Origin of the sequence: Streptomyces sp. NBC_00190 (assembly GCF_036203305.1) — a bacterium.
In the GTDB taxonomy this organism is placed as follows: domain Bacteria; phylum Actinomycetota; class Actinomycetes; order Streptomycetales; family Streptomycetaceae; genus Streptomyces.
Genome location: NZ_CP108131.1, coordinates 6,398,467 through 6,421,934, shown reverse-complemented (window position 1 = coordinate 6,421,934; position 23,468 = coordinate 6,398,467). Strand labels below are relative to the sequence as shown.

Below are 23,468 nucleotides of genomic sequence, written 5' to 3'. Positions count from 1 at the left end.
GCAAGACCATGACCGACTCAGTGGGGGCAGGGCGTTGAGCAGCGTACGAGGCAAGAAGATTCTGGTCACCGGCGGAGCGGGCACCATCGGCTCGCACGTGGTGGACCTCCTGGTGGACAACGGGGCGCGCGAGATCGTGGTGCTCGACAACTTCGTGCGGGGGCGGGCCGCCAACCTGGCCCGCGCCCTGCCGAGCGGCGTGGTGGAGGTCGTCGAGGGCGACATCCGCGACGTGGCCGCGGTGCGCAAGGCGACGGAGGGCGCCGACCTGGTGTTCCACCTCGCCGCGATCCGCATCACCCAGTGCGCGGAGGAGCCCCGGCTGGCGAACGAGGTGCTGGTGGACGGCACGTTCAACGTGCTGGAGTCGGCGGCGGCCGCGGGAGTGGGCAAGGTGATCGCCTCGTCCTCGGCCTCGGTCTACGGGCTCGCCGATTCGTTCCCGACCACCGAGCGCCACCACCCGTACAACAACGACACCTTCTACGGGGCGGCGAAGGCCTTCAACGAGGGCGTGCTGCGCAGCTTCCACGCCATGTACGGGCTGGACTACGTCGCGCTGCGCTACTTCAACGTGTACGGGCCCCGGATGGACATCCACGGCCTGTACACCGAGGTGCTGATCCGCTGGATGGAGCGGATCTCCGCGGGTGAGCCGCCGCTGATCCTCGGTGACGGCATGCAGACCATGGACTTCGTGGACGTCAGGGACATCGCGAGGGCCAATCTGCTGGCCGCGGAGTCGGATCTGACCGACGAGGTGTTCAACATCGCCAGCGCGACCGAGACCAGCCTGCTCGACCTGGCGCTCGGGCTGCTGGAGGCGATGGGGGCGCAGGGGCTGGCGCCGGTGCACGGGCCGGCCCGCGCCGTGAACGGGGTGACCCGCCGTCTCGCGGACATCTCGCTGGCCACGAGCCGGCTCGGCTTCACCGCTGAGATCGACATGCGCCGGGGTCTGCGGGACCTGGTGGACTGGTGGCGGGCCGAGCGCGCCGCCGACGCCGCCGCGGCCGCCGCCGAGAAGGCCGGTCGATGAGCGGCGCGGACGCCGCCGCGGCCCGTGTCCCGGTCATGGTGCCGTGGCTGGGCGAGGAGGAGGCGAAGGCCGCCGCCGACGCGGTGCTCTCCGGCTGGGTCGCGCAGGGCCCCCGGGTCGCCGAGTTCGAGCGGGCCTTCGCGGAGCGGGTGGGCGCCGAGCACGGCATCGCGGTGAGTTCGTGCACCACCGCCCTGCACCTGGCCCTCATCGCGCTGGACCTGGGGCCGGGCGACGAGGTGATCGTCCCCTCCCTGTCGTTCATCGCCACGGCCAACGCGGTGCGGTACGTGGGCGCGCGGCCGGTGTTCGCCGACGTCGAGCAGGCCACCGGCAATCTGACCCCGGCCACCGTGGACGCGGTCCGCACGCCCCGGACGAAGGCGGTGCTCGCCGTCCACCAGGGCGGGGTGCCCGCCGACGTGCACGCGCTGCGCGCGGCGTGCGCGGAGTGGGACGTCGCCCTGGTGGAGGACGCCGCCTGCGGCATCGGCGCGACGGTGGGCGGCAAGTCCGTCGGCCACGGCGCGCTGCTCGCCGCCTGGTCGTTCCACCCCCGCAAGGTGATCACCACCGGCGAGGGCGGCATGCTGACCACGGACGACGCGCAGTGGGCGCAGCGGCTGCGGCGGCTGCGCGAACACGGCATGAACGTGTCCGCCGCGCAGCGGCACGCGAGCGCCAAGCCGATCGTCGAGAGCTACCTGGAGGTCGGCTACAACTACCGGATGACCGACATCCAGGCCGCGGTCGGCCTGGTGCAGCTGGGCAAGCTGGACGCGATCGTGGCCCGCCGGCGGGCGCTGGCCGCCCGGTACGCGGAGCTGCTGGGCGCGGTACCGGGCCTCACCCCGGTCACGGACCCCGGTCACGGTCAGGGCAACTTCCAGTCGTACTGGGTGCTGCTGGCCGAGGGCTTCCCGGTCGGCCGCGACGAGCTGCTCGCCGTGCTCTCCGCGGCCGGGATCTCGGCCCGGCGCGGGATCATGGCCTCGCACCTGGAGCCGGCGTACGCGGGACACGGCGCGGCGCCGCTGCCGGTGACCGAGCGGATCAGCCGCGACTCGCTGATCCTGCCGCTGTTCCACACCATGACCGAGGCCGAGCAGGACCGGGTGGTGGCGGTGCTCCGCGAACAGGCCGGCGGATGAGCGGGCCGTGGAACCGGGCCGACGATCTGCTGATCGTCGGCGCGGGCGGGTTCGCGCGGGAGACCGCCCAGGCGGTCCGGGACGCGTGCGCCGCGGACGCGGCGCACGGGCGCGCCCCGCGGTGGCGGCTCGCCGGGCACCTCGACGACGATCCGGCCCTGCACGGCCGCGAGGTCGACGGTGTGCCGGTGCTGGGCGGCTGCGACCTCGTGCACGACCTGGCGGCCGCCCAAGTCGTGGTCTGCGTGGGCAGTCCGCGCGACTACGCCGTACGGGCCCGCCTGGTACGGCGGCTGGGGCTGCCGACGAGCCGGTACGCGACGGTGGTCCACCCCACGGCGGCGGTGTCGGCGTCCTCGGTCCTCGGCGCGGGCTCGGTGCTGCTCGCGCACTGCGTGCTGACCGCCGCGGTCCGGGTCGGGTCCCACGTGGCGGTGATGCCGCAGGTGGTCCTCACCCACGACGACCGCGTCGGGGACTTCGCCACGCTCGCCTCGGGGGTCCGTCTCGGCGGCGGGGTGCGGCTCGGGCGCGGCGCCTATGTGGGTGCGGGATCGCTGGTCCGCGAGTACAGACAGGTCGGCGCCTGGTCGCTGACCGGCATGGGAAGCACGGTCCTGGCCGATGTGCCGCCCGGCGAGGTCTGGGCCGGCAGCCCCGCCCGCCGGCTGCGGGCGGCGGACGGCCCGGCCCTCGACGAACTGCGGGCCGATGACGAACTGCGGGCCGATGGGGAGGGGACCGGCCGGTGGCCGGAGACACGGATGGGGAGTCACGTCGCATGAACCAGATACCGCTCGTCGACCTGAAGGCGGCGCACGCCGAGGTCGCCGATGAAGTACGCGCCGGATTCGACCGGGTGCTGGCCGGCACCGCCTTCATCGGCGGTGAGGAGGTCGCCGCCTTCGAGCGCGAGTACGCCGAGTTCGCCGGGGTCCGGCACTGCGTGGGCGTCGCCAACGGCACCGACGCCCTGGAACTGGCCCTGCGCGCCGGCGGGGTCGGGGTCGGCGACGAGGTGGTGCTGCCCGCCAACACCTTCATCGCCACCGCGGGCGCCACCGCCCGGATCGGGGCCCGCCCGGTGCTGGTCGACTGCCTCCCCGACAGTCTCCTGATGGATCCGCAGGCCGCGCTGGACGCGGTCGGGAAGGCCACCCGCGCGGTGGTCCCCGTCCACCTGTACGGACAGTGCGCCGACACCGCCGCCCTGGCCGCGCAGCTGCCGGCGCACGTCCGTGTCGTCGAGGACGCCGCGCAGAGCCAGGGCGCGACCCGCGAGGGCCGCTCCCCCGGCAGCGACGGGATCGCCGCGACCAGCTTCTACCCGGGCAAGAACCTGGGCGCCTACGGCGACGCGGGCGCGGTGGTGACCGACGACGAGGGGACGGCCGCCCTGGTGCGGGCGCTGGCCAACCACGGCGGCGTCGCCAAGTACCGGCACGACGTGGCCGGGTTCAACAGCCGGCTGGACGGTCTGCAGGCCGTGGTCCTGCGGGCGAAGCTGGCCCGGCTGGCCGACGGGAACGCGGCCCGCCGGGCCGCCGCCGACCGGTACGACGCCCTGCTGGCCGAACTCGCTGCGGCCGGCCGGGTCACCCTGCCGGTCACGGCGGCGGGCAACGTCCACGTGTGGCACCTGTACGTCGTACGGGTCGCCGGGGCGGACCGGGACGCCGTGGTCGGCAAGCTCAACGCGGAGGGCATCGGGGCGGGCGTGCACTATCCGGCCCCGGTCCACCTGACCCCCGCTTTCCGTCACCTCGGCCACGGTCGCGGCGACTTCCCCCACGCCGAGCGGGCCGCGGACGGGATGCTCTCCCTTCCGCTGTTCCCACAGATCACCGCTGCCCAACAGCAGCGGGTCGTCGACGCGCTCGCCAACGCCCTGCGCTGACGCAAGAAGAGGTACAGATGAACAGACGGAGAAGGCTCCTCCGGTACGGTCTCTTCACCGTGGTCGCCGCTCTCATGGCCACGGTCCTGCCGCCTTCCGTGGTGGCGAGTGCGGCCGACCCGTGCGGCCCGGGGACCAATGCGATCGTGTGCGAGAACTCCAAGCCGGGCACTCCCATGTCCGACTGGTTCGCGCCCAGCGCCTACGGCGACATCAAGGGGTTCCCGGCCCAGACCAGCGTCCAGGCCGGCGAGAACGTGCAGTTCAAGATCCAGTCGCCGACCGCGTACCACGTCTCGGTCTACCGGCTCGGCCACTACGGGGGCGACGGGGCCCGCCTGATGTCGACCGCGGCCCAGGCGGCGCAGACGTACCCGGCGAACTTCGCGCAGGGCGGCAATCCCAAGAACTGTACGACCAAGGCCTCGACGGGTCTGGTCGACTGCGGGAACTGGCCGGTCACCGCGACGTGGACCGTCCCCGCCGACGCCGTCTCCGGCCTGTACATCGCCAACTTCGACCAGGCGGACGGCAACGGGGTGATGCCCTACCCGTTCGTCGTCCGCAACGACTCCAGCCACTCCGACATCGTCGTGCAGACCAGCGACCAGACCTGGCAGGCGTACAACAACTACGGCGGCCAGGACCTGTACGACGGCACCGGCCCCGCCCCGGACGGGCGTGCGTACGAGGTCAGTTACAACCGGCCGATGGACATCGGAGGGGAGAACGGGATCTACGGTTCCGAGTACCAGATGGTCGCGTGGCTGGAGCGCAACGGGTACGACGTGAGCTACATGTCCGGGATCGACATGTCGACCCGGGGTGCCACGCAGCTGCAGAACCACAAGGTCTTCATGTCCTCGGGGCACGACGAGTACTGGACCCAGGACCAGTTCACCAACGCGCTGAACGCGCGCCGCGCCGGGGTCAACCAGACCTACTTCAGCGGCAACGAGGTCTTCTGGAAGACCCGCCTCGCCCCGAGCATCGACGGCGCGAACACCGCCAACCGGACGCTGGTCTGCTACAAGGAGACCAAGCTGTCCTTCCCGGTGCCGAACGGCGTGCCCGACCCGAGCGGGATCTGGACGGGTACCTTCATGGACCCGGCCAGCGGAACCAACGGGCGGACCTACCGGCCGCAGAACCAGCTGACCGGCTCGCTGTTCAGCGTGAACGGCTACCGCGCCGACGCGATCACCGTGCCGGGCTCCTTCGCGAAGATGCGGCTGTGGCGGGGCACCACCGTCGCGGCCCTGACCCCCTCCCAGACCGCCACGTTCCCGGTCGGCACCCTCGGCTACGAATGGGACAGCGACGTGGAGGACGGCTACCGGCCGCCCGGGCAGATCGCGATGTCGTCGACCACGGTGGACATCACCGACGGCAAGCTGCGGCTCGACTACGGAAACACCTACGGCAACGGCACCGCGACGCACAGCCTGCTCGCCTTCCGCGACCAGACCTCCCACGCCCTGGTGTTCGGGGCGGGCACGGTGCAGTGGTCCTGGGGTCTGACGAACATGCCCACCGGCAATCCGGACGACGCAGTGGTCACCGAGGACAAGCGGATGCAGCAGGCCACGGTGAACGTGTTCGCCGACATGGGCGTCCAGCCGAAGTCCCTGCAGAGCAACCTGGTCGCCGCGACGGCCTCGACGGACGCCGTCGGCCCCGCCGTCACCGTGACCAGCCCGGCGGCGAACGCCACCGTGCCGGCCCTGAAGCCCGTGACCATCAAGGGAACGGCGACGGACACCGGCGGCGGGGTGGTGGCCCGCGTGGAGGTCTCCACCGACGGCGGGACCACCTGGAAGGCGACCACGGGCCTCGGCTCGTGGACGTACACGTGGACGCCCACCGCCCCGGGCGCGGCCCAGATCAAGGTGCGCGCGGTGGACGACAGCGTGAACATGGGCGCCACCACCACGGTGGCGCTGACCGTCGGTCCCCAGCAGTGCCCGTGCACCGTCTGGCCGGCGGCGACCGTGCCGGGCACGGTCAACGGCGGTGACGGCGGCGCGGTCGAGCTCGGCGTGAAGATCCGCTCGTCGGTGCCCGGTTCCATCACCGGCGTCCGCTTCTACAAGTCCCCCGCCAACACCGGCACCCACACCGGCAGCCTGTGGAGCAGCACCGGCCAGCGTCTGGCCACCGGCACCTTCACCAACGAGACGGCGTCCGGCTGGCAGCAGCTGAACTTCTCCTCCCCGGTGCCGATCAAGCCCAACACCACCTACATCGCCTCCTACTTCGCACCCCACGGCGGCTACTCCTACGACACCACCTTCGCCTCGTCCGACGCCGGTCTGGCCCCCCTCACCGCACTGAAGAGCGGCACCGACGGCGGCAACGGCGTCTACCGTTACAGCGCCACGGGCGGCTTCCCGAACAACGCGTCCTCGGGCAGCAACTACTGGGTGGACGCCGTCCTGGACACCGCCACGGCCAGCACGACGCCGCCCACGGTCACCGGCATCTCTCCGCAGTCCGCGGCGACCGGGACGGCGATCACGGCTTCGGCGACGGCGACCTTCAGCGGGGCCATCGACGCGGACACACTGGTGTTCACGGTGAAGGACTCCGGGGGCAACTCCGTACCGGGCGCCAAGGTGCTCGGGGCGTCGAACAGCGCCACCTTCACCCCGGCCGGCGAGCTCGCGCTGAGCACCACGTACACGGCGTCCGTGCAGGCCTCCGACCTGTGGGGCAACGCCATGGCCGCGCCGGTGACGTGGAACTTCACCACCAGTACGACACCGCCGACGGTCAACTGCCCCTGCACGCTGTGGACCGGCACGACGACCCCCAGCACCGCCAACGTGGGTGACGACACCAATTCGGTGGAGCTGGGCACCCGCTTCCAGTCGGCGGTGAACGGCTACATCACCGGCATCACCTTCTACAAGGGGCCGAACAACACCGGTACCCACACCGGCAGCCTCTGGGCCGCCGACGGCACCCTCCTGGCCACCGGCACCTTCGGCAGCGAAACGCTGACCGGCTGGCAGCAGCTCACGTTCGCCGCCCCCGTGCCGATCACCGCGGGAACCTCCTACGTGGCCTCCTACCACGCGCCGAACGGCAACTACTCGGTGGACGGCGGCTACTTCACGGCGGCGCACCGCTCCTACCCGCTGGTCGCCCCGGCCGACGGCGCGGGCGGGGCCAACGGCCTGTACAAGTACGGCGCGTCCGCCGCCTTCCCCACCCACACGTTCGGCTCGGTGAACTACTGGGTCGGCCCGATCTTCACCACCAGCCCGCCCGCGCTCACCGAGTCGGCCACCGCCTCGGAGGTGGCCGGCCAGTGAGCACGGTCAGCGTGGTGATCCCCTGCTACAAGTACGGCCACTTCCTGGCCGACTGCGTCAAGAGCGTCCTGGACGAGCAGGAGGGCGTCGACGTCCGGGTCCTGATCATCGACGACGCCTCGCCCGACGACTCCGCGGACGTGGCACGGGCCCTGGCGGCGAAGGACCCGCGCATCGAGGTACGGATCCACGAGCAGAACCAGGGCCACATCGCCACCTACAACGAGGGCCTCCTGGAATGGGCCGACGGGGACTACGTCGCCCTGCTCTCGGCGGACGACCGGCTCGTCCCCGGGGCCCTGGTGCGCGCCGCCGCCGTGCTCGACGCGCATCCGGAGGCGGGCTTCGCCTACGGCAGGCCGCTTCGCTTCCAGCACGGCGGGCCGCTGCCCGCGGCCCGTACGGAAGGCACCGGGTCGGTCGTCTACCCCGGGCACTGGTGGCTGGAGCGCCGGTTCCGGGAGGGGACGGGGTGCATCACCTCGCCCGAGGTGGTGGTGCGTACGAGTCTCCAGCGCAAGGTCGGGGGCTACGATCCGCAGCTCCCGCACGCCGGCGACATCGAGATGTGGATGCGGCTCGCGGCGCACGCCGACGTGGGCTACGTCCGCGGGGCCGACCAGGCCTTCTACCGCGTCCACGGCGACAACATGTCCACCACGGACTTCGGCGGGCAGCTGGACGACCTGCGCCAGCGCCTCGTCGCCTTCGACTCCGTGCTGGAGAAGTGCGGCGGGCTGCTCCCGGAGGCCGACCGGCTGTCGGTGGCGGCGCGCACCCGGCTCGCCCGGTACGCGCTGCGGCGCGCCTACCGGGCCTACGACCGGGGGCGCACCGGGGTCGTTCCGGTCGACGAGCTCGTGGAGTTCGCCGCCGAGTGCCTGCCCGGCGGCTACACCGGGCTCGGCGAGTACCGGGCGCTGCGCCTGCGCCGGCGGATCGGGGCACGGGTGATGCCGTACCTCCAGCCGCTGGTGCTGTCGGCCGTCGCCGACCGGGGGCGCGAGTGGCTGTGGTGGCGGTCCTGGAAGCGCCGAGGGATCTGATGAACCGTCTGTTTCATTCAGCTGCTCGCCCGTCGGGACCGACGGGCGAGCAGCTGGTCGGTCCACAGGGCCGCCGGCACTCCGGCCACCAGGGCCAGCAGCGCCAGCCCGGCCAGTCCACGGCTCTTGGTGCCGGTCTGCGCCACGGAGTTCGGCGGCACCAGGAGGGTGATGCTCATCCGCGCCGCCTCCGGTATGCCCTGCTGCGTCTGCAGATCCGTCAAGTGCTTCGTGTAGACCTCGATGATCTTCTGCACGGTGGCGTCGGCGGCGGCCGGCCCGGGCTGCTCGGCCTGGATCTGCAGGGAGGGGATCAGGTAGCGCGGGGTCACGCTGGTGCCGCTGTTGCGCGGGATCAGCCGGTAGGTGCCCTCGACCCCCGCGGCGCGCAGCTCGTCGGCTCCGGCGGGCGACTCCAGCTGGCGTACGGCCGCGTAGGAGACTGCGGCGAGCGGCGGCTGGAGATTGGCGAGCTGGTTCGGCTGGGTACCGGTCACCGGGGGTTTGAGCACGACGATCGCCGAGCTCAGGTACGTGGGGCTGGGGCGCAGCACCTGCTGGGCTCCGGGCACCGCCAGCGCCATCGCCACGACCAGGACGTACCAGCGCCGGCGCAGAGCACGGACCAACTCACCAGGCGACACACGATTCCTTCCGTTCCCCACGTCGTGAGCGATCCTGTCAGGACACGTGTCGGCGCGCCATCAAATCCGGTACCTCTCGGGGGCGTTCGTGACCATCGGTGAAATACTCGCGGTGCTGCGGCGCCGCTGGTACGTGATGGTGCCGATGGTGCTGATCGGGGTGCTCGCGGCCGGCCACCTGTACCGGTCGGTGCCGGTGTCGTACCAGTCGCAGAGTTCGGTGGCGCTGATCGATTCCAAGGCGGTGGCCGAGCTGGCCCCCGCGTTCGGCAATCCCATCGCCAACGCGGGCGGGACGCTGGTCGTGACCGCGGACGTGCTGATCAGGACCCTGTCGGGGGCGGACGCGGCACGCGACCTGCACGGCCTCGGGGTGACGGACCCCTACACGGTCTCCTTCGCCGCGAACGCGTCGGGCCCGACGCTCACGCTGACCGTCACGGGCACCGACCGGGAGAAGGTCCTGCGGGAGACCAACATCCTCACCGGTTTCGCCGGGGAGCAGCTGGGCGCACTGCAGGCGGCGGCCAAGGTCGAGCCCGCGTACTTCGTGCAGACCACGCCCGTGGTGCTGCCGCAGATCCCGCGGCCCCAGCTCAAGACCCGCTACCAGCAGGTGCTGAGCGTCCTCATCCTCTGCACCACGGCCGGGTTCGCGCTGTCCTTCGTGACCGAGACGCTGGTGGTGGCGGTGCGCCGCAGGCGCGCGGACGGAACCGCCGACCGGGTGCGCGGGTGGCGTGCCCGCAGGCGGGCCCTGGGGCGTCAGCTGGACGCGGTCACGCTGCTCACCGGCTATCTGGCGCTGGCCTTCTTCATCCCGTCGAACCTGACGCTGCCGGGGATGGGCGGTGTGGGGACGCCGGCCAACGTGTTCGCGCTGCTGGGCCTGTTCTGGTACCTGGCGGCGTGGATCACGAGCCGGATCAGGCCCGCCCCGGGCACCCGGCTGCCCCGGGTGGTGATGTGCCTGCTGGCGGTCGCGGTGCTGGCCTCGTACCTGGCGAACGCGACCCGGGGCGCCTCCCGCAAGGAGGTCCTCGGGGCGGACCGGGGACTGATCGGGCTGCTGGTGTGGGTGTCCCTGGTGGTGCTGGTCTCCGCGGCCGTCCAGGACCGGGCCCGGCTCGACGTGCTGCTGCGCCGGGCCGTGGTGATGGCGTCGGTGGTGGCCGCCATCGGCTACTACGACTTCTTCGCCGCCACGAACATCGCCGACCAGATCAGCATCCCCGGGCTCTCGTCGAGCGTCCCCCAGCTCGCCGCCATGGACCGGGGCGCCTTCACCCGGCCCCGCTCCACCACGGCGCACCCCCTGGAGTTCGGCGGGATGCTCGCCCTGCTGCTGCCGTTCGCCATCCAGCAGGCCTTCGATCCGGTGCGGGCGCACCTGAAGTGGTGGCGCCGCTGGGCGCCGGTGGTGCTGGTGGGCGGCTCGCTGCCGCTGACGGTGTCGCGGACGTCGATCATCGGGGCGCTGATCGTGGTGCTGGTGATGGTGCCGCGGTGGAAGCCGCAGCGGCGGTGGACCGCGATCGGTCTGCTGCTGGGTTCGGTGGCCTGCTTCAAGGTGATCGTCCCCGGGCTGATCGGGACCATCACCACCCTGTTCGGGTCCTTCTTCGCCAACTCGGACAGCAGCACCCAGGCCCGCACGGTCAAGTACAGCGCGATCGTCCCCTATCTGGAGGGGCGGCCCCTGTTCGGGCAGGGGCTGGGGACCTTCATCCCCGAGCTCTACTTCTTCACCGACAACCAGTACATGCTGACGCTGGCGGAGATGGGCCTGCTCGGGCTGGTCGCCCTCCTGGCCCTCTTCCTGACCGGGATCCACCAGGGCGGCGCCATCCGCCGGCTGGCCCTCGACGAGTCCGACCGGGAGCTCGGGCAGGCGTTCTTCGCCTCCGCCCTCGTCGCCCTGGTCAGCAGCGCCACCTTCGACGCCCTCAGCTTCCCGATGTTCGCGGGGATGTTCTTCCTGACGATCGCCGCCGGAGGCAGTTACCTCGGCTTCATCCGGCGCGCGGCGCCGCAGCAACCCACCCTGGAGTCCTCATGCGGTTCGACAGCCCAGTCCCCCGCCCCCCGGCCGGCGGTACCGGTCCCGTAGCCGTCGTCGTCGTCACCTGGAACAGCGCCGCGGTGCTCCCGGGGTTCCTCTCCTCCCTGCCGGAGGCCATGACGGGGCTCGACTGGCGGCTCGTGGTCGCCGACAACGATTCGGCCGACGACACCGTGGAGGTGATCCGCTCGCTGGCCCCGGACGCGACGATCGTCCAGACCGGCCGCAACGCCGGGTACGCGGCCGGGGTGAACGCGGCCCTCGCGGCCGCCGCCGGCTGGGAGGGCGGGCCCCGGGCGGCTCTCGTCTGCAACCCGGACATCCGGATGCGGCGGGGCTGCGCCAAGCTGCTCGTGGACGGGCTCGGCACGCCCCTGGGCGACGGCGACCGTGTCGGGATCAGCGTGCCGCTGCTGTACGAGGAGGACGGCCGCACCCTCGTGCACTCGCTGCGCCGGGAGTCGAGCGTGACGCGCGCCCTCGGCGAGGCCGTCATCGGCAACCGCCGGGCCGGGCGCTTCCCCCACCTGAGCGAGCTGGTCACCGACTCCGCCGCGTACGAGCGGCCCACGTACGCGGACTGGGCGACCGGAGCCCTGATGGCCCTGTCGGCGGACTGCCTCGCCGCCTGCGGCCCGTGGGACGAATCCTTCTTCCTCTACTCGGAGGAGACGGAGTACTGCCTGCGGGCCCGGGACCGCGGCTTCGCGACCCGCCTGGAGCCGGCGGCCTCGGCCACCCATCTCGGCGGGGACTCGCGGGTCTCGCCGCGCCTGTGGACCCTGCTGACGCTGAACCGCGTACGGCTCTACGAGCGCCGGCACGGCCCGGTGGCGACGGCGGCCTTCCGGGCCGCCGTCCTGCTCCGGGAGACCTCGCGGGGCGCGCTCGGCCGCCCGGCCAGCCGTGCGGCCGCGGCCGCACTCGCCAGGCCGGGCGCCCTGCGCGGCACGCCGGGGCCCTGACCGCTAGCTTTCGCCGCGGGGGCGGCAGACCATGGCGACGAAGTCGTGCCCCACTTCCGGAAGTGCCGCGTCCTCCGCGGCGAAGCACTCCTCCAGCAGGGCCAGCGTCTCCGGCTCCTGGTCCCGGAAGTTGTGCGCGATCCCGGAGAACGCGATGTGCAGCACCGTGCCCCCGTACGGCCGTTCCTCGACGACCTCGAAATGGCGTCGCAGGCCCGGCAGCAGCGAAGCCGCGTCGACCGCCTCCGAGGGGTCGTCCAGCACCATCGACAGCTTGCTGGGCCGTACGACGCGGCGCTTGATCCGGCCGTCCGCCAGGCGCCGCCGCTCCTCGGGGAGCCGGGCCAGCAGCGCGTTCGCCGCCTCCAGCTGGCCGTCGGTCCACTGGAAGCGGGTGGGGCCGACGAACTCGTCGATCACGAACGTCCCGCCGGGCTCGATCAGCTGCGACAGCCTCGGCAGGGTTTCGCCGAGGTTGTCGAAGTGGTGCAGTGACTGCAGGCCCAGCAGCACGTCGAAGCGTTCCCCGTCGCTGGTCATCCGGTTGACGTCGGTGACCCGGAAGCGCAGCACGTCGGCGAGGCCCTCGTCGACGGCGGACCGGGTGGCGAAGTCGATGCGCTGCTGCGCCACGTCCACGCCCTCCAGGAGGCCGAACGCGCCGGTCTTCGCCCAGAGCAGTTCGTTGCCGCCGGTGCCGCACCCGAGGGAGAGGCCGCGCAGGTCGGTGCGCGGCGCGAAGTGCTCGGCGGCCACGTACTGGGGATAGGAGGTCTCGGCGTCGCCGGTCATCAGCAGGTTCCAGCGCTTGATGACGCCCGGGATCGCCCACCACTCGGTCAGCGACGGGTCGACCTGGGACCAGTGCTGCACCACGCGCGCACCGCCGCGCACCCGCAGCTTGGCCAGCACCGGGTCGAGTTCCAGCTTCCGCACCTTGCGCAGCAGCCGGTCCGCGTCGTGTCGGTTGATCAGGTTGTTCAGCATGCGCGCTCCGTTCGTACGGCTGTCAGCGACTTCGTGACACCGAGCACCCGCTCGCTGAGGAGCACCGACCCGGGGAACAGGTAGCTCATTTCGGCGCGGCTCAGCAGCTCGATGTTGACCACGGCGTTCATCGCCGACTCCGGGCTGTCGGGACGGCTGTGGACGAGCGGCCAGTGCCGTACCAGACGTGTCCTGGCGGCGAGCGGCAGGAACTGGAAGCCGGGTGCGACGAAGTGCGGCTCGACCGGGAAGTAGCGGTACGGCGTCTGGATCCAGTGCAGCGGCGCCAGTTGCTCGACGGCGGCGACGAACCGCCGGCGCTGGCTGTGGCCGCCCACGTGCTCGATGGTCGAGTTGGAGAAGACCAGGTCGTAGCCGCCGTGGTCGCTCAGTTCGGCGGCGACCGCCGGGTCGGTGACGTCGGCGATCTCCGCGGTGATCCAGTCGGGCAGTTCGGCGGGGTGCTCCTCCAGGTTGATCAGGTGGACGTGCTTGGCGCGCACGGGTGCGCGCAGCCACATCTCGGCCGTCCCGCCCAGGTCCACGACGCGCATGTTCTCGATGCCGGGGAAGCAGCGCTGGAAACGCTCCCAGCGGGCGATGCGCAGTCGTTCGCCCAGTGAGCCGGGTGCGTCGACGAACTTGTTTCGGAGGGCCCGGGATCGGGGCATCGGATCAACCACCTGTGGTCGGAGCGGAAGAGAGGCGGGCTTCAACTGGACTGTTGCCATTGCGTGTAGAAGCTCGCCGGGTTCATGAGGTATCGGACGGTGGGGTGCGGCACGTGGCGCACCCGGTACCGGCGGCCGTACCGGCGGATCAGCTCCCAGTCCTCGCGGGGCAGCACCTCCGGTGTCCGGCGCAGACGGCTGAAGTGCAGGGAGCGGTTGCGGCGGGCGACGAAGGCGTTGGTGTCCAGGAAGGCCTCGCGGGCGGCGCGGCGCCGGTCGTAGGGCACCGACAGGACGTCCTGCTCGCTGCCGTCGGGCAGGACGCGGCGCAGCGCCGTGTAGACGGCGTCGGGCCCGTCGGCAGGCTCCAGGACCGCCAGCGTCCGTTCCAGGTGGTCGGGTTCCCACAGGTTGTCGTCGTCCAGGAACGCCACGTACCGCGAGCGGGTGAGGCGGATGCCCACGTTGCGCACGACGCCCGCCACACCGGTGTTGTGCGCCAGCGACACGGCGAACAGCCGTGGGTCCTCGGGGAGCGCCGACAGTCCGGCGCCGTCGTCGACCACGATCACGACCTGGTCCCGGACGGTCTGGTCCAGGGCCGAACGCACCGCGGCACGCAGCTCCTCGGGGCGCCGGTGGGTGGCGATGACCGTGGCGACCAGCGCCGAGGGCGGCGACGCCAGGACGCGGGCCAGCCGCCGGGTCTCGGCGTCCTCGGTCCGGCGCAGCCGCACCGCGGTGGGGGCCAGCAGGACCTTGTTCCTGGCCTCGAAGAGCACCAGCCAGCCGAACAGGGCCTTGAGCAGGGTCCATGGTGCCCGCGCGACTGCCCGCGCGACACCGCGCACGAGGCCGCTCACGGGGCCGGCTCGGGTTCGATCGGGCGGCCGTCGGACATCCGGTTGTTCCGCCACACGTTTCCGGGGCCGCTGTGGTTCCAGTGGGCGACCACGCCGTATCCGCCGGCGGCGGGGTGGTACTCCGTCGAGAAGACGTTGTCGGTGACCTTGATCCCGGTGGCGCCGGTGCTGCCGCCGTAGAGGGCGTACGCGCCGCCGGCCACCCAGTTGTTGTCCACGGTGACGTTGCGGACCACTCCGGTGTCCGCGAACAGGCCGATGCTCCCCGAGGCGCCCTCCTTGAGGCCGGTCGGGTTCAGCAGGGTGTTGTGGCGGATGATCAGCTCCCCGGTGTTGCCGCCGCCGCTGATCACCGTGTTGGTGTGCTGCCACTCGCCGCCCAGGTTCACGAACGGGACGATGTCGTGCACGTAGTTGTCGTGCAGGTTGCCCTGCCCCATGGACAGCGCGTCGCCGAACACCGAGACGTCGCACCAGCCGACCTCGATGGAGCTGCCCCCCATGTTCGACACCGCGTAGTCCACGCCGCCGTTGTCCGGTCCCTTGCCGGGCACCGCCGTGATGGTGGAGTGCAGGACCCGCAGGCCGCTGAAACCGGGGCGCAGGTTGATGCCCCACCAGCTGTCCGAGGTGATCTTGCTGTCGATGACGGTGACGTCGTTCGCGTAGATGTCGAGCGAGCCGGTGATGTCCCAGCCCCGGATGACGAGCCCGTTCTCACGGACGGCCATGTACCCGGTGTTGTGGGGCGTGAGGGGGATCCGCGGACCGGTGGTGGAGGCGTCGGGGAAGCCGCAGGCGCTGAAGGAGGCGCAGGCGGCCTTGGCGGCGGGTGTGCCGGACGGACTGCCGGCACCCGCCGTCGCGGTGGGCTTCGCCGTCGGGGACGCGGAGGCGGCGGGGCTGCCCGTCGCCCGGCCGTCCGCGGTCGGCGGACCGGCGCTCGGTGACGTCGCCGGGGACCCGCTCGCGGGGCAGGTCCGCGCGGCGTCCGGGCAGTCCGGCAGCGCGGACCGGTCGCGTCCCGAGCAGGCCACGCCCATGACCGCCAGGAGGGCCAAGAGCAGCAGCCCCGCGAGCGGGTTTCGGCTGATGCGCCGTGACATCGGGTTCACCTCGTGTCCTGTCGGGTGGGCCGGGCCGGTTCGGGCGACCGGCGCCGGCCGCGGTGGGGCCGTTCGCCGCGGTCGACGCCGCGCAGGAAGCCGCGGCTGGGCAGTACGCACACCGTGTAGCCGGCCAGGGCTGTCGCGGCGGTGGCCAGGAGCGCGGGCAGGCCGTCGCCGAACCGGCGCTCCAGGCCCAGGATGACCGCGGCCATCACGGCCCCGCCGAGGAAGGGCCACGCGCAGGCCCTGGCGATCCGGCCGACACCGATGCCGCCGCGGCTGAGGGCGTACAGGAACACGGGCACCACCAGGCCGCCGGCGACCAGGACGTGGGCCTGTGAGGCTCCGACGATGCCGTTCAGGCGGGCGCCGGCGAGGAGCACCGGGATCAGGGCTGCCAGCCACAGGCCCTGCACCAGGAAGAGCGACCGGCGCTGTCCGATCGCGACGAGGCAGTCGTAGGCGAGTTCACTGCCGATGCGGATCAGGCCGAGGGCCATCAGCCAGGGCAGGGCCGCGGCGGCGGGAGCCCACCGGCTCCCGTAGATCAGCTCGATGGCCGGCCCCGCGAAGCCGGCCAGCAGCACGCACAGCGGGACGGTGCCGGTGATCACCACGCCCAGGGCGCGGCTGAAGCCCTGGGCCAGCGCCTGCGGCGAGTCGGCCAGACGGGAGAAGCCGGCGAAGGCGACCCTGCGGGCGGCCTCGGAGATGATCCTCACGGGCCAGCCGGAGATGTTGAAGGCGAGTACGTAGAAGCCCAGGGCCACGTTGCCCAGCGTCGCGCCGACCACCATGGTGTCGACGTTGACCACCGCGAGGGCCAGCATGCTCGCCCCTGCGAGCGGAAGCCCGAACCCGAGCAGCGCCCGGGCCTGCGCGGGGTCCCAGCCGAATTTCAGGGTGCCCGGTGCGGCCATCCGGCAGCCGATCAGCGTCACGACGTTCCCCGCCACGGCTCCCCAGGCGAAGCTCATCGCGCCCCAGCCCTCGAAGGCCAGCAGCAGCGTCACCGAGGTGCTGAGCACGAAGTTGAGTCCGTCGATGATCATCCGCTTGCCCTGGGCGAACTCCCGGGTGAGGAAGCCCCCGGGCACCTGTGCCACCCCGTCGATCACCACGCACAGACACATCACCCGCAGGACTCCGGAAGCCTCGGGTGAGCCCAGGACACCGGCGACGGCCGGGGCGGCCGCGAACAGGGCCGTGTACAGCAGGCAGCTGGACAGCACGCTGAGCGTGAGGACGGTCGGGGCGAAGCGGCGCGGATCTCCCTCCCAGCGCACGATCGCGAGCGACACGCCGAGTTCGTTGGCGGAGAGCAGGACGAGCAGGACCGTCTGGGCGATCCCGTACACGCCCCAGGCCTCCGGCCCGAGGAAGAAGCGGGCGAGGATGATCCCGGTGGCGAAGTTGCCGAGGCGCATCACGACCGTGTTGACCAGGCTCCACCTGGCCGCGACGCCGACCTTGCGCCCCAGCGCGGGGGGCGCGGGGGCGGTGTGCTCGTCCGTGACGGAGCCGGTCGCTCCGGAGCCCGTCACTTCGGTCCGGCCGGGGCGTCGGCCGCCGGCTGGTGGACCTGATGGACCTTCATGTGCAGGGTGTCCGACGGGTCGCGGGTGTCGTCCGCGGCCGGTCCGGCCTCCCCGCCGTGGCCGCCTTCGCCGGGCCCGTCGCCCTTGTCCTCACCGGGTTCGGGCCGATGCCGGCCGGGGCCCCGCCTTGTGCGGGCCTCCACGAAGAAGGTGGCGACCAGGCTGAGTACGAAGCCCAGCGCGCCCGCCATGACGATGAACTGGATCCGGGACTTGGTCTGGGCCTCCGGCTCCTGGGGCGGCACGATCGTGGCCATCCTGATCATCGCCTCGGGCCGCACCGACTGCTGGGTCTGGAACTCGTCCAGCCTCTTCTGCGCGTAGGCGGTGAGGATCTCGTCCGACTTGAGGACGGCCGCCCGGTCGGTTCCGGTCACGGTCAGCCACATGAAGGGGCCCAGGGCGTTGTCGGCGATCTTCGCTTCGTGCGTACCGGTGAGGCCCAGGGCCTTGAGGTCGGCGACGGCCCCGTCGGAGTTCAGGTTGCGGGCGAGGCCGTCGGCCATCCCGGTGAGGGAGGTCTGGGTGCTCAGGAAGGGGTTGCCGTCGAAGGCCTCCGTGGCCTTCTTCGAGTTCAGGAGGGTCACCGTGCTCTGCGACTGGTACTGCACCGGGACGAGGAAGTGCACGGCGGCGGCCAGCGCCGCCGTGATCACCAGCCCGGGTATCAGCACGTACCAGCGCCTGCGCATGACCCGCCAGATTTCGGCGAGATCCAAGGTCTTCCCCTTCTCTGAACTACCTGTTTACTGCGGGACGAGGTCGGTGGGCCGGGGCCGGGTGTGCCTGCTCCCGCCGTCCAGCAGAACCTCGGCGATGCGCTCGCTCGCCCGGCCGTCCCAGAGCTCGGGGCAGCGGGCGGCGGGCGGGTCGTCGAGCACCCGGTTCACCGTGGCCACGATGCGCTCCGGATCCGTGCCCGCCAGTACGTTCGTGCCCTCCGACACGGTGACGGGCCGCTCGGTGTTCTCCCGCAGCGTCACGCAGGGCACGCCCAGCGCGGTGGTCTCCTCCTGGATGCCGCCGGAGTCGGTGAGCACCAGGCGGGCGGAGTCCTGCAGGGCGATGAAGTCGAGGTATCCGGCGGCCGGAACCAGCCGGATACCGCCCGGCACGCCGAGTTCGGCCAGTCGCTCGGCTGCCCGCGGGTGCACGGGCAGCAGCAGGGGGCAGCGGACGGCGATCTCTCCGAGGGCCTTCAGCAGGCCGCCGAGGGCCGCGGGGTCGTCCACGTTGGCCGGGCGGTGCAGGGTGACCAGGCCGTATCCGCCCCGGGTCAGCCCGTACCGGTCCAGGACGTCGGACTGCCTGGCGCGGTCCAGGTTGGCGAGGAGGGTGTCGATCATGACGTTGCCGACGACGTGGATCTGGTCGTCCCGGTAGCCCTCCGCCCGCAGGTTCGCGGCGGCGTCGGGCGAGGGCGCCAGCAGGTAGTCGCTGACCCGGTCGGTGGCGACGCGGTTGACCTCCTCCGGCATGCTCCAGTCACGGCTGCGCAGGCCCGCCTCCACGTGGGCCAGCAGCGGGCCGGCCTTCGCGGTCACCAGGGCGCAGGCGAGCGTGGAGTTGATGTCGCCGACCACCACCACCACGTCCGGGGCCACCTCGTCGAGCAGCGGCTCGAAGGCGGCCATCACCCGCCCGGTCTGCTGGGCGTGGGTGCCGGAACCGGCGCCCAGGTAGCGGTCGGGGGTGCGGATGCCCAGATCGCGGAAGAACACGTCGTTCATGGACTCGTCGTAGTGCTGGCCGGTGTGGACGAGGATCACCTCGGCGCCGCGGCGCTCCAGTGCGTCCATCACCGGCTTGATCTTCATGTAGTTGGGCCGCGCTCCGGCGACGCACACGATCTTCGCCACGGTCATGGCTCAGAGCACCTCCACGGTCGGTCCGGACAACCGGTTGCGGCAGTCGAGGACGAAGGAGGCGTGCTCGGTGATCATCCCGTAGTCGAAGGAGTCGTGGTCGGTGAGCAGGACGACCACGTCGGCCGCCGCCAGTTCCTTGCGGGTCGGTTCGACCCGCACGAGACGGGCGTCGACCTTGATGCTCTCCACCACGTGGGGGTCGGCCGCGCGCACCTTGGCCCCCATGTCGAGGAGCAGCTGCGAGACGCGCACGGCGGGCGACTCCCGGGCGTCGCCGGTGTTCTTCTTGTACGCGAGCCCCAGCAGCAGGACCTTGGAGCCGTTGACCGAGCGGCGTTTGGCGTTGAGCGCGTCGATCACGCGGCGCGTCACGTACTCGGGCATGTGGTTGTTGATGTCGTTGGCGAGTTCGACGAAGCGGAAGTTCTGGCCGAGTTCGCGCTGCACCCGCCAGTTCAGGTACGAGGGGTCGATCGGCAGGCAGTGGCCGCCGACGCCCGGGCCCGGGGTGAACTTCATGAAGCCGAAGGGCTTGCTGGACGCGGCCTCGATGGACTGCCAGACGTCGATGTCGAGGTGGCGGGCGAACATGGCGATCTCGTTGACGAGCGCGATGTTCACGTGCCGGAAGGTGTTCTCCAGCAGTTTCGCCAGCTCGGCCTCCTTGGGCGAGCGCACCGGCACGGTGGTGTCGACGAGTTGCCCGTAGAAGGCCTCGACGGCCTTCAGGGAACGCGCGTCGACGCCGGAGACCACCTTGGGGGTCTGCTGGAAGCCCCAGACGGTGTTGCCCGGGTCGATGCGCTCGGGGCTGTAGCCGAGGTGGAAGTCCTCGCCCGCGGTGAGCCCGGAGCCGTCCTCCAGGATCGGCGCGAACAGCTCCTCGGTGGTGCCCGGGTAGGTGGTGGACTCCAGGACCACGGTCGCGCCCGGGCGCAAGAAGCGGGCCAGCGTGTGCGCCGACTCCTCGATGTAGCGCAGGTCGGGCGCCCCGTCCTGCAAGGGGGTCGGGACGGTGACGACGGCGACGTCGAAGCCGCCGCAGTCCCGGGCGAGTTCACTGGGCCGGTAGCTGCCGTTCTCCAGCGCCCGGGCCAGCCGTTCGGAGGAGACGTCCTCCACGTACGACTCACCGGCGGCGAGGCTCTTGACCCGCCGCGCGTCCACGTCGTACCCGATCACCTGGTGGCCGACCTCGGCGGCCCTGATGGCCAGTGGCAGGCCGACGTATCCCTGTCCCACGACGACTACGCGCATCAGTGACTCCTGTTCGCGGAAAGGGCGGGTGACGGTGTGCGGCGCATGAGTTCCCGGGCCGTCATGAGGAGGAAGGCGGCATTGGTGGTGAGGTAGCGCTTGCCGAGGCGGCGCGGCTCCTGGAGGGTGCGGTAGAACCATTCGAGTCCCATCCGCTGCCAGACCAGCGGTGCCCGCTTGGTGATGCCGGCGAGGATGTCGAAGGAGCCGCCGACCCCGTGCACGACGTGGGCGCCGGTGCGCTTGCCGTAGCCGGCGGTGAAGATCTCCTTCTTGGGCGAGGTCATGCCGAGGAACAGCAGCTGGGCGCCGCTGTCGGATATGGCGTCGGCGATCGTCTCCTGGTCGGAGTCGTCGAAGTAGCCGTTCCGGCTGCCCGCCACCCGCAGTCCCGGGAAGCGTGCGGAGATCTCCCGGAGCATCATCTCCAGGACGCGCCGTTCGGCGCCGAGCAGGTAGACGGGAATGTCCGCGGTCTCGGCGGCGGCGAGCAGGCGCATGAACAGGTCGATGCCCGCGACGCGTTCCGGCAGCCGGACGCCGAGCAGGCGCCCGGCCCAGACGACTGCCTGGCCGTCGGCCAGAACCAGGTCGCAGCCCGCGACCGCCTCGGCGAGGCGGGGGTCGCGCTTCATGTTGACCAGCTTCGCGGCGTTGACCATGCCGATCTCGATCTGCTCGCCGCGCCGTACCGCCTCCAGGCAGCGCTGCACGGTCTCGTCCATGGTCAGGGCGTCGAGTGCGAACCCGAAGAGGGAAGGCCTTTGGGTCCGGTTCATCTCGGCAGCCCCCCGAGCCAGGCGAACAGCATCCAGCCGAACTCGTACGGGCGGCACTCGCGGTCCACCGAGGCGGGGCGGAAGAGCCGGTCCAGGGGTGCGAGCCGGGCGTGCGGCGCCACCCGGGTGGTGAGTCCGCGGGCGGCGCGGACGGCCTTCTTCGGGTCGCCGCGGTAGATCTTGCGCCACGTGACGTCGAAGTCCTCGCGGATCATGGGTTCGCGCGGGGTCCCGGTGGGCCCGGCGAGCTCGGGCACCTCGGTCATCCAGCGCAGGCCGCGGCGGATCTCGGCCCCGAAGTCGGTGCCGCCCGCTTCGGCCAGGTCGAACAGGGCGGTCGGGGCCATGGCGTGCTGGTGGACGCTGTAGACGGGGTAGCCCTCGACCACTCCGCCGTGGCGGGCGTCGTAGTGCCACCACCACTGCCCGCCGTCCCCCTGGAGGGCGCAGATGCGGGCGGCGCACGCGTCGGCGGCCGCGAGGGCCTCGGAGTCGCCGCCGCTCGCGTGCAGCCGGGCCAGTGCCTGGAGCGGATAGGTCTGGTCGGCGAAGCAGGCCACGTGGGACCGGTATCCGGGCACCAGCCCGGGCCCGGTGGCGTGCGGGAACAGCGGGCTGCCGGCGGTCTTCGCCGCCAGCAGCCGGTCGCGGGCGGCCGCGAGGCGGTCCTCCACGTCCACCGCGTCGCGGGCCGCCACGAGGGCGGACAGCACCCAGGCGGCCTCGACGGTGTACTGCGGCCGCCCGGGTGCGTCGAGTGCGGCGACCCGTTCGAGGGCGTCGGGCAGCTTGGGGTGGCCGGTCTCGGCGGCGGCCCAGGCGATGAGCGCCGCGTCACCGAGGTTCGTCACCCCGGGGAGCCGTTCCACCAGCAGCCCCGCGAACTGCTCGGCGGTGAGCCCGCCGAACAGGGCGCGCTGCCGGTCCTCGGGCAGGAACCGCGCGCCCAGCGCGGTGATGGCCGCGTACCGGGTGCTGGTCCCCCGCGGCTCCAGGCGGCGGGTGCCGTCGGGTGCCGCGGTCCCCACCAGCGTGAACACGAAGTTCTCGGCGCCCGGCAGGTACATCGCGGGCAGCCCCGCCTCGGCCAGCGCGAGCAGCCGCTCGGCGAGGGCGTGCGCCGACAGGTCCTCGCGGGCCAGTGCCTCTAATCGTGCTGCGGTCATCGGGTCCCCACCCCGACTCCCCGGGTGCTGCGCGCACCCCGTATGTCCGAGCTCTTCGGCTCCAACACACCTACCCCCTCTGATCGCTCCTCGGACGGACCTGGCGGTCGTCACTCCGCGGAGGGGAATCGCGCATGACGGCGCACGTGCCGCCGGTGAACCCCCACCGATGGCACGAACCGTCCGACGGCTGCGTCTGGACCCCCCAGCGATGCCGTCGGACTGGGGCGCGCGCGTGAACGGCAGCCGCCGCAGGCGCGGTGGAACCGCGCCGCCGGCGCACTGCCCGCGGTGCCCTCGTCGTGTACAACCCCCCACTGAGCCAGGCCTGTTGCCTGCTCAGATCCCGTGTGCAGGGACACGGTATGCCGACCGGTTGTTCGTTGTTTGTGGTTTTGACGAAATGCCGAAGCGCTAAATTGCCGACATTCCGTCAGATGCGCTCGACGAGCGCGCCGTCCTTCTCGTCGTGCAGCGCTCCGGTCCGCGGGCACTCCCACACGCCCGGCTCGTCCTCGCGCTCCACCAGGCGGACCCCGGCCCGGCCCACCCAGCCGATCCGCCGGGCCGGCACCCCCGCCACGAGCGCGAAGTCCGGTACGTCCCGGGACACCACCGCGCCGGCCGCGACCAGCGCCCAGCGTCCGACGCGCACCCCGGCCACGCACACCGAGCGGGCTCCCAGCGAGGCGCCCTCTGCCACCACGACCCCGGCGGCCTCCCAGTCACCGCCGCGCTTGAGGCGGCCGTCGGGCTCGACCGCGCGCGGGTAGAAGTCATTGGTGAGCACCACCGCCGGGCCGATGAACACCCCGTCGCCGAGCTCGGCGGGCTCGTACACGAGCGCGTGGTTCTGGAGCTTGACGTTGTCCCCGATCCGTACGCCGGGCCCGACGTACGCCCCGCGCCCCACGATGCAGCCGCGCCCGAGCCGGGCCTCCTCCCGTATCTGCGCCAGATCCCAGACGGTGGTCCCCTCACCGAGTTCGGCGGTCTCGTCGACCTGGGAGGAGGGTTGAATGCGGACACTCACGGGGCGGTCCCCTTAC

General features: G+C 72.0%; 20 protein-coding genes. 8 read left to right on the top strand and 12 right to left on the bottom strand.

What is annotated here, in order from left to right:
* Window positions 1–34 precede the first annotated feature (34 nt).
* The 6 genes from OG429_RS30205 to OG429_RS30180 are packed head-to-tail and all read left to right on the top strand — an operon-like array spanning window position 35 to window position 8,450.
* Window positions 35–1,039 carry an NAD-dependent epimerase/dehydratase family protein gene (locus OG429_RS30205; RefSeq protein WP_328928410.1) on the top strand — a complete coding sequence of 335 codons (1,005 nt, stop codon included), beginning with the start codon at window positions 35–37 and terminating at the stop codon, window positions 1,037–1,039.
* Window positions 1,036–2,190, top strand: a complete 1,155-nt coding sequence (locus tag OG429_RS30200; RefSeq protein ID WP_328928409.1) for a DegT/DnrJ/EryC1/StrS family aminotransferase — start codon at window positions 1,036–1,038, stop codon at window positions 2,188–2,190. The genes OG429_RS30205 and OG429_RS30200 overlap by 4 nt, the downstream gene beginning before the upstream one ends.
* On the top strand, window positions 2,187–2,975 hold the full coding sequence (locus OG429_RS30195; protein ID WP_328928408.1) for a NeuD/PglB/VioB family sugar acetyltransferase: 789 nt from the start codon (window positions 2,187–2,189) through the stop codon (window positions 2,973–2,975). Before OG429_RS30200 ends, OG429_RS30195 begins: the two co-directional genes overlap by 4 nt.
* Window positions 2,972–4,087, top strand: coding sequence for a DegT/DnrJ/EryC1/StrS family aminotransferase (locus tag OG429_RS30190; RefSeq protein WP_328928407.1), 1,116 nt, complete (start codon window positions 2,972–2,974; stop codon window positions 4,085–4,087). The genes OG429_RS30195 and OG429_RS30190 overlap by 4 nt, the downstream gene beginning before the upstream one ends.
* A 17-nt stretch (window positions 4,088–4,104) precedes the next feature.
* Window positions 4,105–7,404 (top strand): DUF4082 domain-containing protein, encoded by a 3,300-nt coding sequence (locus OG429_RS30185; RefSeq protein WP_328928406.1) that lies wholly within the window; start codon window positions 4,105–4,107, stop codon window positions 7,402–7,404.
* Complete coding sequence (locus OG429_RS30180) at window positions 7,401–8,450, top strand: glycosyltransferase (protein ID WP_328928405.1); 1,050 nt, start codon at window positions 7,401–7,403, stop codon at window positions 8,448–8,450. Before OG429_RS30185 ends, OG429_RS30180 begins: the two co-directional genes overlap by 4 nt.
* A gap of 17 nt (window positions 8,451–8,467) precedes the next feature.
* Here the strand turns inward: OG429_RS30180 and OG429_RS30175 are convergent, their stop codons facing one another.
* Window positions 8,468–9,079 carry a hypothetical protein gene (locus tag OG429_RS30175; protein ID WP_328928404.1) on the bottom strand — a complete coding sequence of 204 codons (612 nt, stop codon included), beginning with the start codon at window positions 9,077–9,079 and terminating at the stop codon, window positions 8,468–8,470.
* Window positions 9,080–9,182: 103 nt separating this feature from the next.
* Between OG429_RS30175 and OG429_RS30170 the strand changes: the two genes are divergently transcribed.
* Complete coding sequence (locus tag OG429_RS30170) at window positions 9,183–11,204, top strand: O-antigen ligase family protein (RefSeq protein ID WP_328928403.1); 2,022 nt, start codon at window positions 9,183–9,185, stop codon at window positions 11,202–11,204.
* Complete coding sequence (locus OG429_RS30165; RefSeq protein ID WP_328928402.1) at window positions 11,150–12,121, top strand: glycosyltransferase family 2 protein; 972 nt, start codon at window positions 11,150–11,152, stop codon at window positions 12,119–12,121. The genes OG429_RS30170 and OG429_RS30165 overlap by 55 nt, the downstream gene beginning before the upstream one ends.
* A 3-nt stretch (window positions 12,122–12,124) precedes the next feature.
* Here OG429_RS30165 and OG429_RS30160 read toward each other — a convergent pair whose 3' ends face one another.
* From OG429_RS30160 to OG429_RS30110, 11 genes are all read right to left on the bottom strand, one after another.
* Window positions 12,125–13,108: a class I SAM-dependent methyltransferase gene (locus OG429_RS30160; protein WP_328928401.1), complete on the bottom strand. Its 984-nt coding sequence runs from the start codon at window positions 13,106–13,108 to the stop codon at window positions 12,125–12,127.
* Window positions 13,102–13,779, bottom strand: coding sequence for a class I SAM-dependent methyltransferase (locus OG429_RS30155; RefSeq protein ID WP_328928400.1), 678 nt, complete (start codon window positions 13,777–13,779; stop codon window positions 13,102–13,104). Before OG429_RS30155 ends, OG429_RS30160 begins: the two co-directional genes overlap by 7 nt.
* A 41-nt stretch (window positions 13,780–13,820) precedes the next feature.
* Window positions 13,821–14,642, bottom strand: a complete 822-nt coding sequence (locus OG429_RS30150; RefSeq protein ID WP_328928399.1) for a glycosyltransferase family 2 protein — start codon at window positions 14,640–14,642, stop codon at window positions 13,821–13,823.
* Window positions 14,639–15,748 carry a hypothetical protein gene (locus OG429_RS30145; protein WP_328928398.1) on the bottom strand — a complete coding sequence of 370 codons (1,110 nt, stop codon included), beginning with the start codon at window positions 15,746–15,748 and terminating at the stop codon, window positions 14,639–14,641. The genes OG429_RS30150 and OG429_RS30145 overlap by 4 nt, the downstream gene beginning before the upstream one ends.
* A 5-nt stretch (window positions 15,749–15,753) precedes the next feature.
* The gene (locus tag OG429_RS30140; RefSeq protein WP_328928397.1) at window positions 15,754–17,295 is read right to left on the bottom strand and encodes an oligosaccharide flippase family protein; all 1,542 of its coding nucleotides are present in this window, start codon (window positions 17,293–17,295) and stop codon (window positions 15,754–15,756) included.
* Window positions 17,292–18,068 (bottom strand): Wzz/FepE/Etk N-terminal domain-containing protein, encoded by a 777-nt coding sequence (locus OG429_RS30135; RefSeq protein WP_328928396.1) that lies wholly within the window; start codon window positions 18,066–18,068, stop codon window positions 17,292–17,294. Before OG429_RS30135 ends, OG429_RS30140 begins: the two co-directional genes overlap by 4 nt.
* 27 nt (window positions 18,069–18,095) lie before the next feature.
* Entirely contained in the window at window positions 18,096–19,214 is a 1,119-nt protein-coding gene (gene wecB / locus OG429_RS30130) for a non-hydrolyzing UDP-N-acetylglucosamine 2-epimerase (RefSeq protein ID WP_328928395.1), read from the bottom strand.
* 3 nt (window positions 19,215–19,217) lie between these two features.
* The gene (locus OG429_RS30125) at window positions 19,218–20,474 is read right to left on the bottom strand and encodes a nucleotide sugar dehydrogenase (RefSeq protein ID WP_328928394.1); all 1,257 of its coding nucleotides are present in this window, start codon (window positions 20,472–20,474) and stop codon (window positions 19,218–19,220) included.
* Window positions 20,474–21,253 (bottom strand): WecB/TagA/CpsF family glycosyltransferase, encoded by a 780-nt coding sequence (locus OG429_RS30120; RefSeq protein WP_328928393.1) that lies wholly within the window; start codon window positions 21,251–21,253, stop codon window positions 20,474–20,476. Before OG429_RS30120 ends, OG429_RS30125 begins: the two co-directional genes overlap by 1 nt.
* Entirely contained in the window at window positions 21,250–22,419 is a 1,170-nt protein-coding gene (locus tag OG429_RS30115; protein ID WP_328928392.1) for a hypothetical protein, read from the bottom strand. Before OG429_RS30115 ends, OG429_RS30120 begins: the two co-directional genes overlap by 4 nt.
* 433 nt (window positions 22,420–22,852) lie before the next feature.
* A complete protein-coding gene (locus tag OG429_RS30110) occupies window positions 22,853–23,452 on the bottom strand; it encodes an acyltransferase (protein ID WP_328928391.1) in 600 nt (199 codons plus the stop codon).
* Window positions 23,453–23,468 lie beyond the last annotated feature (16 nt).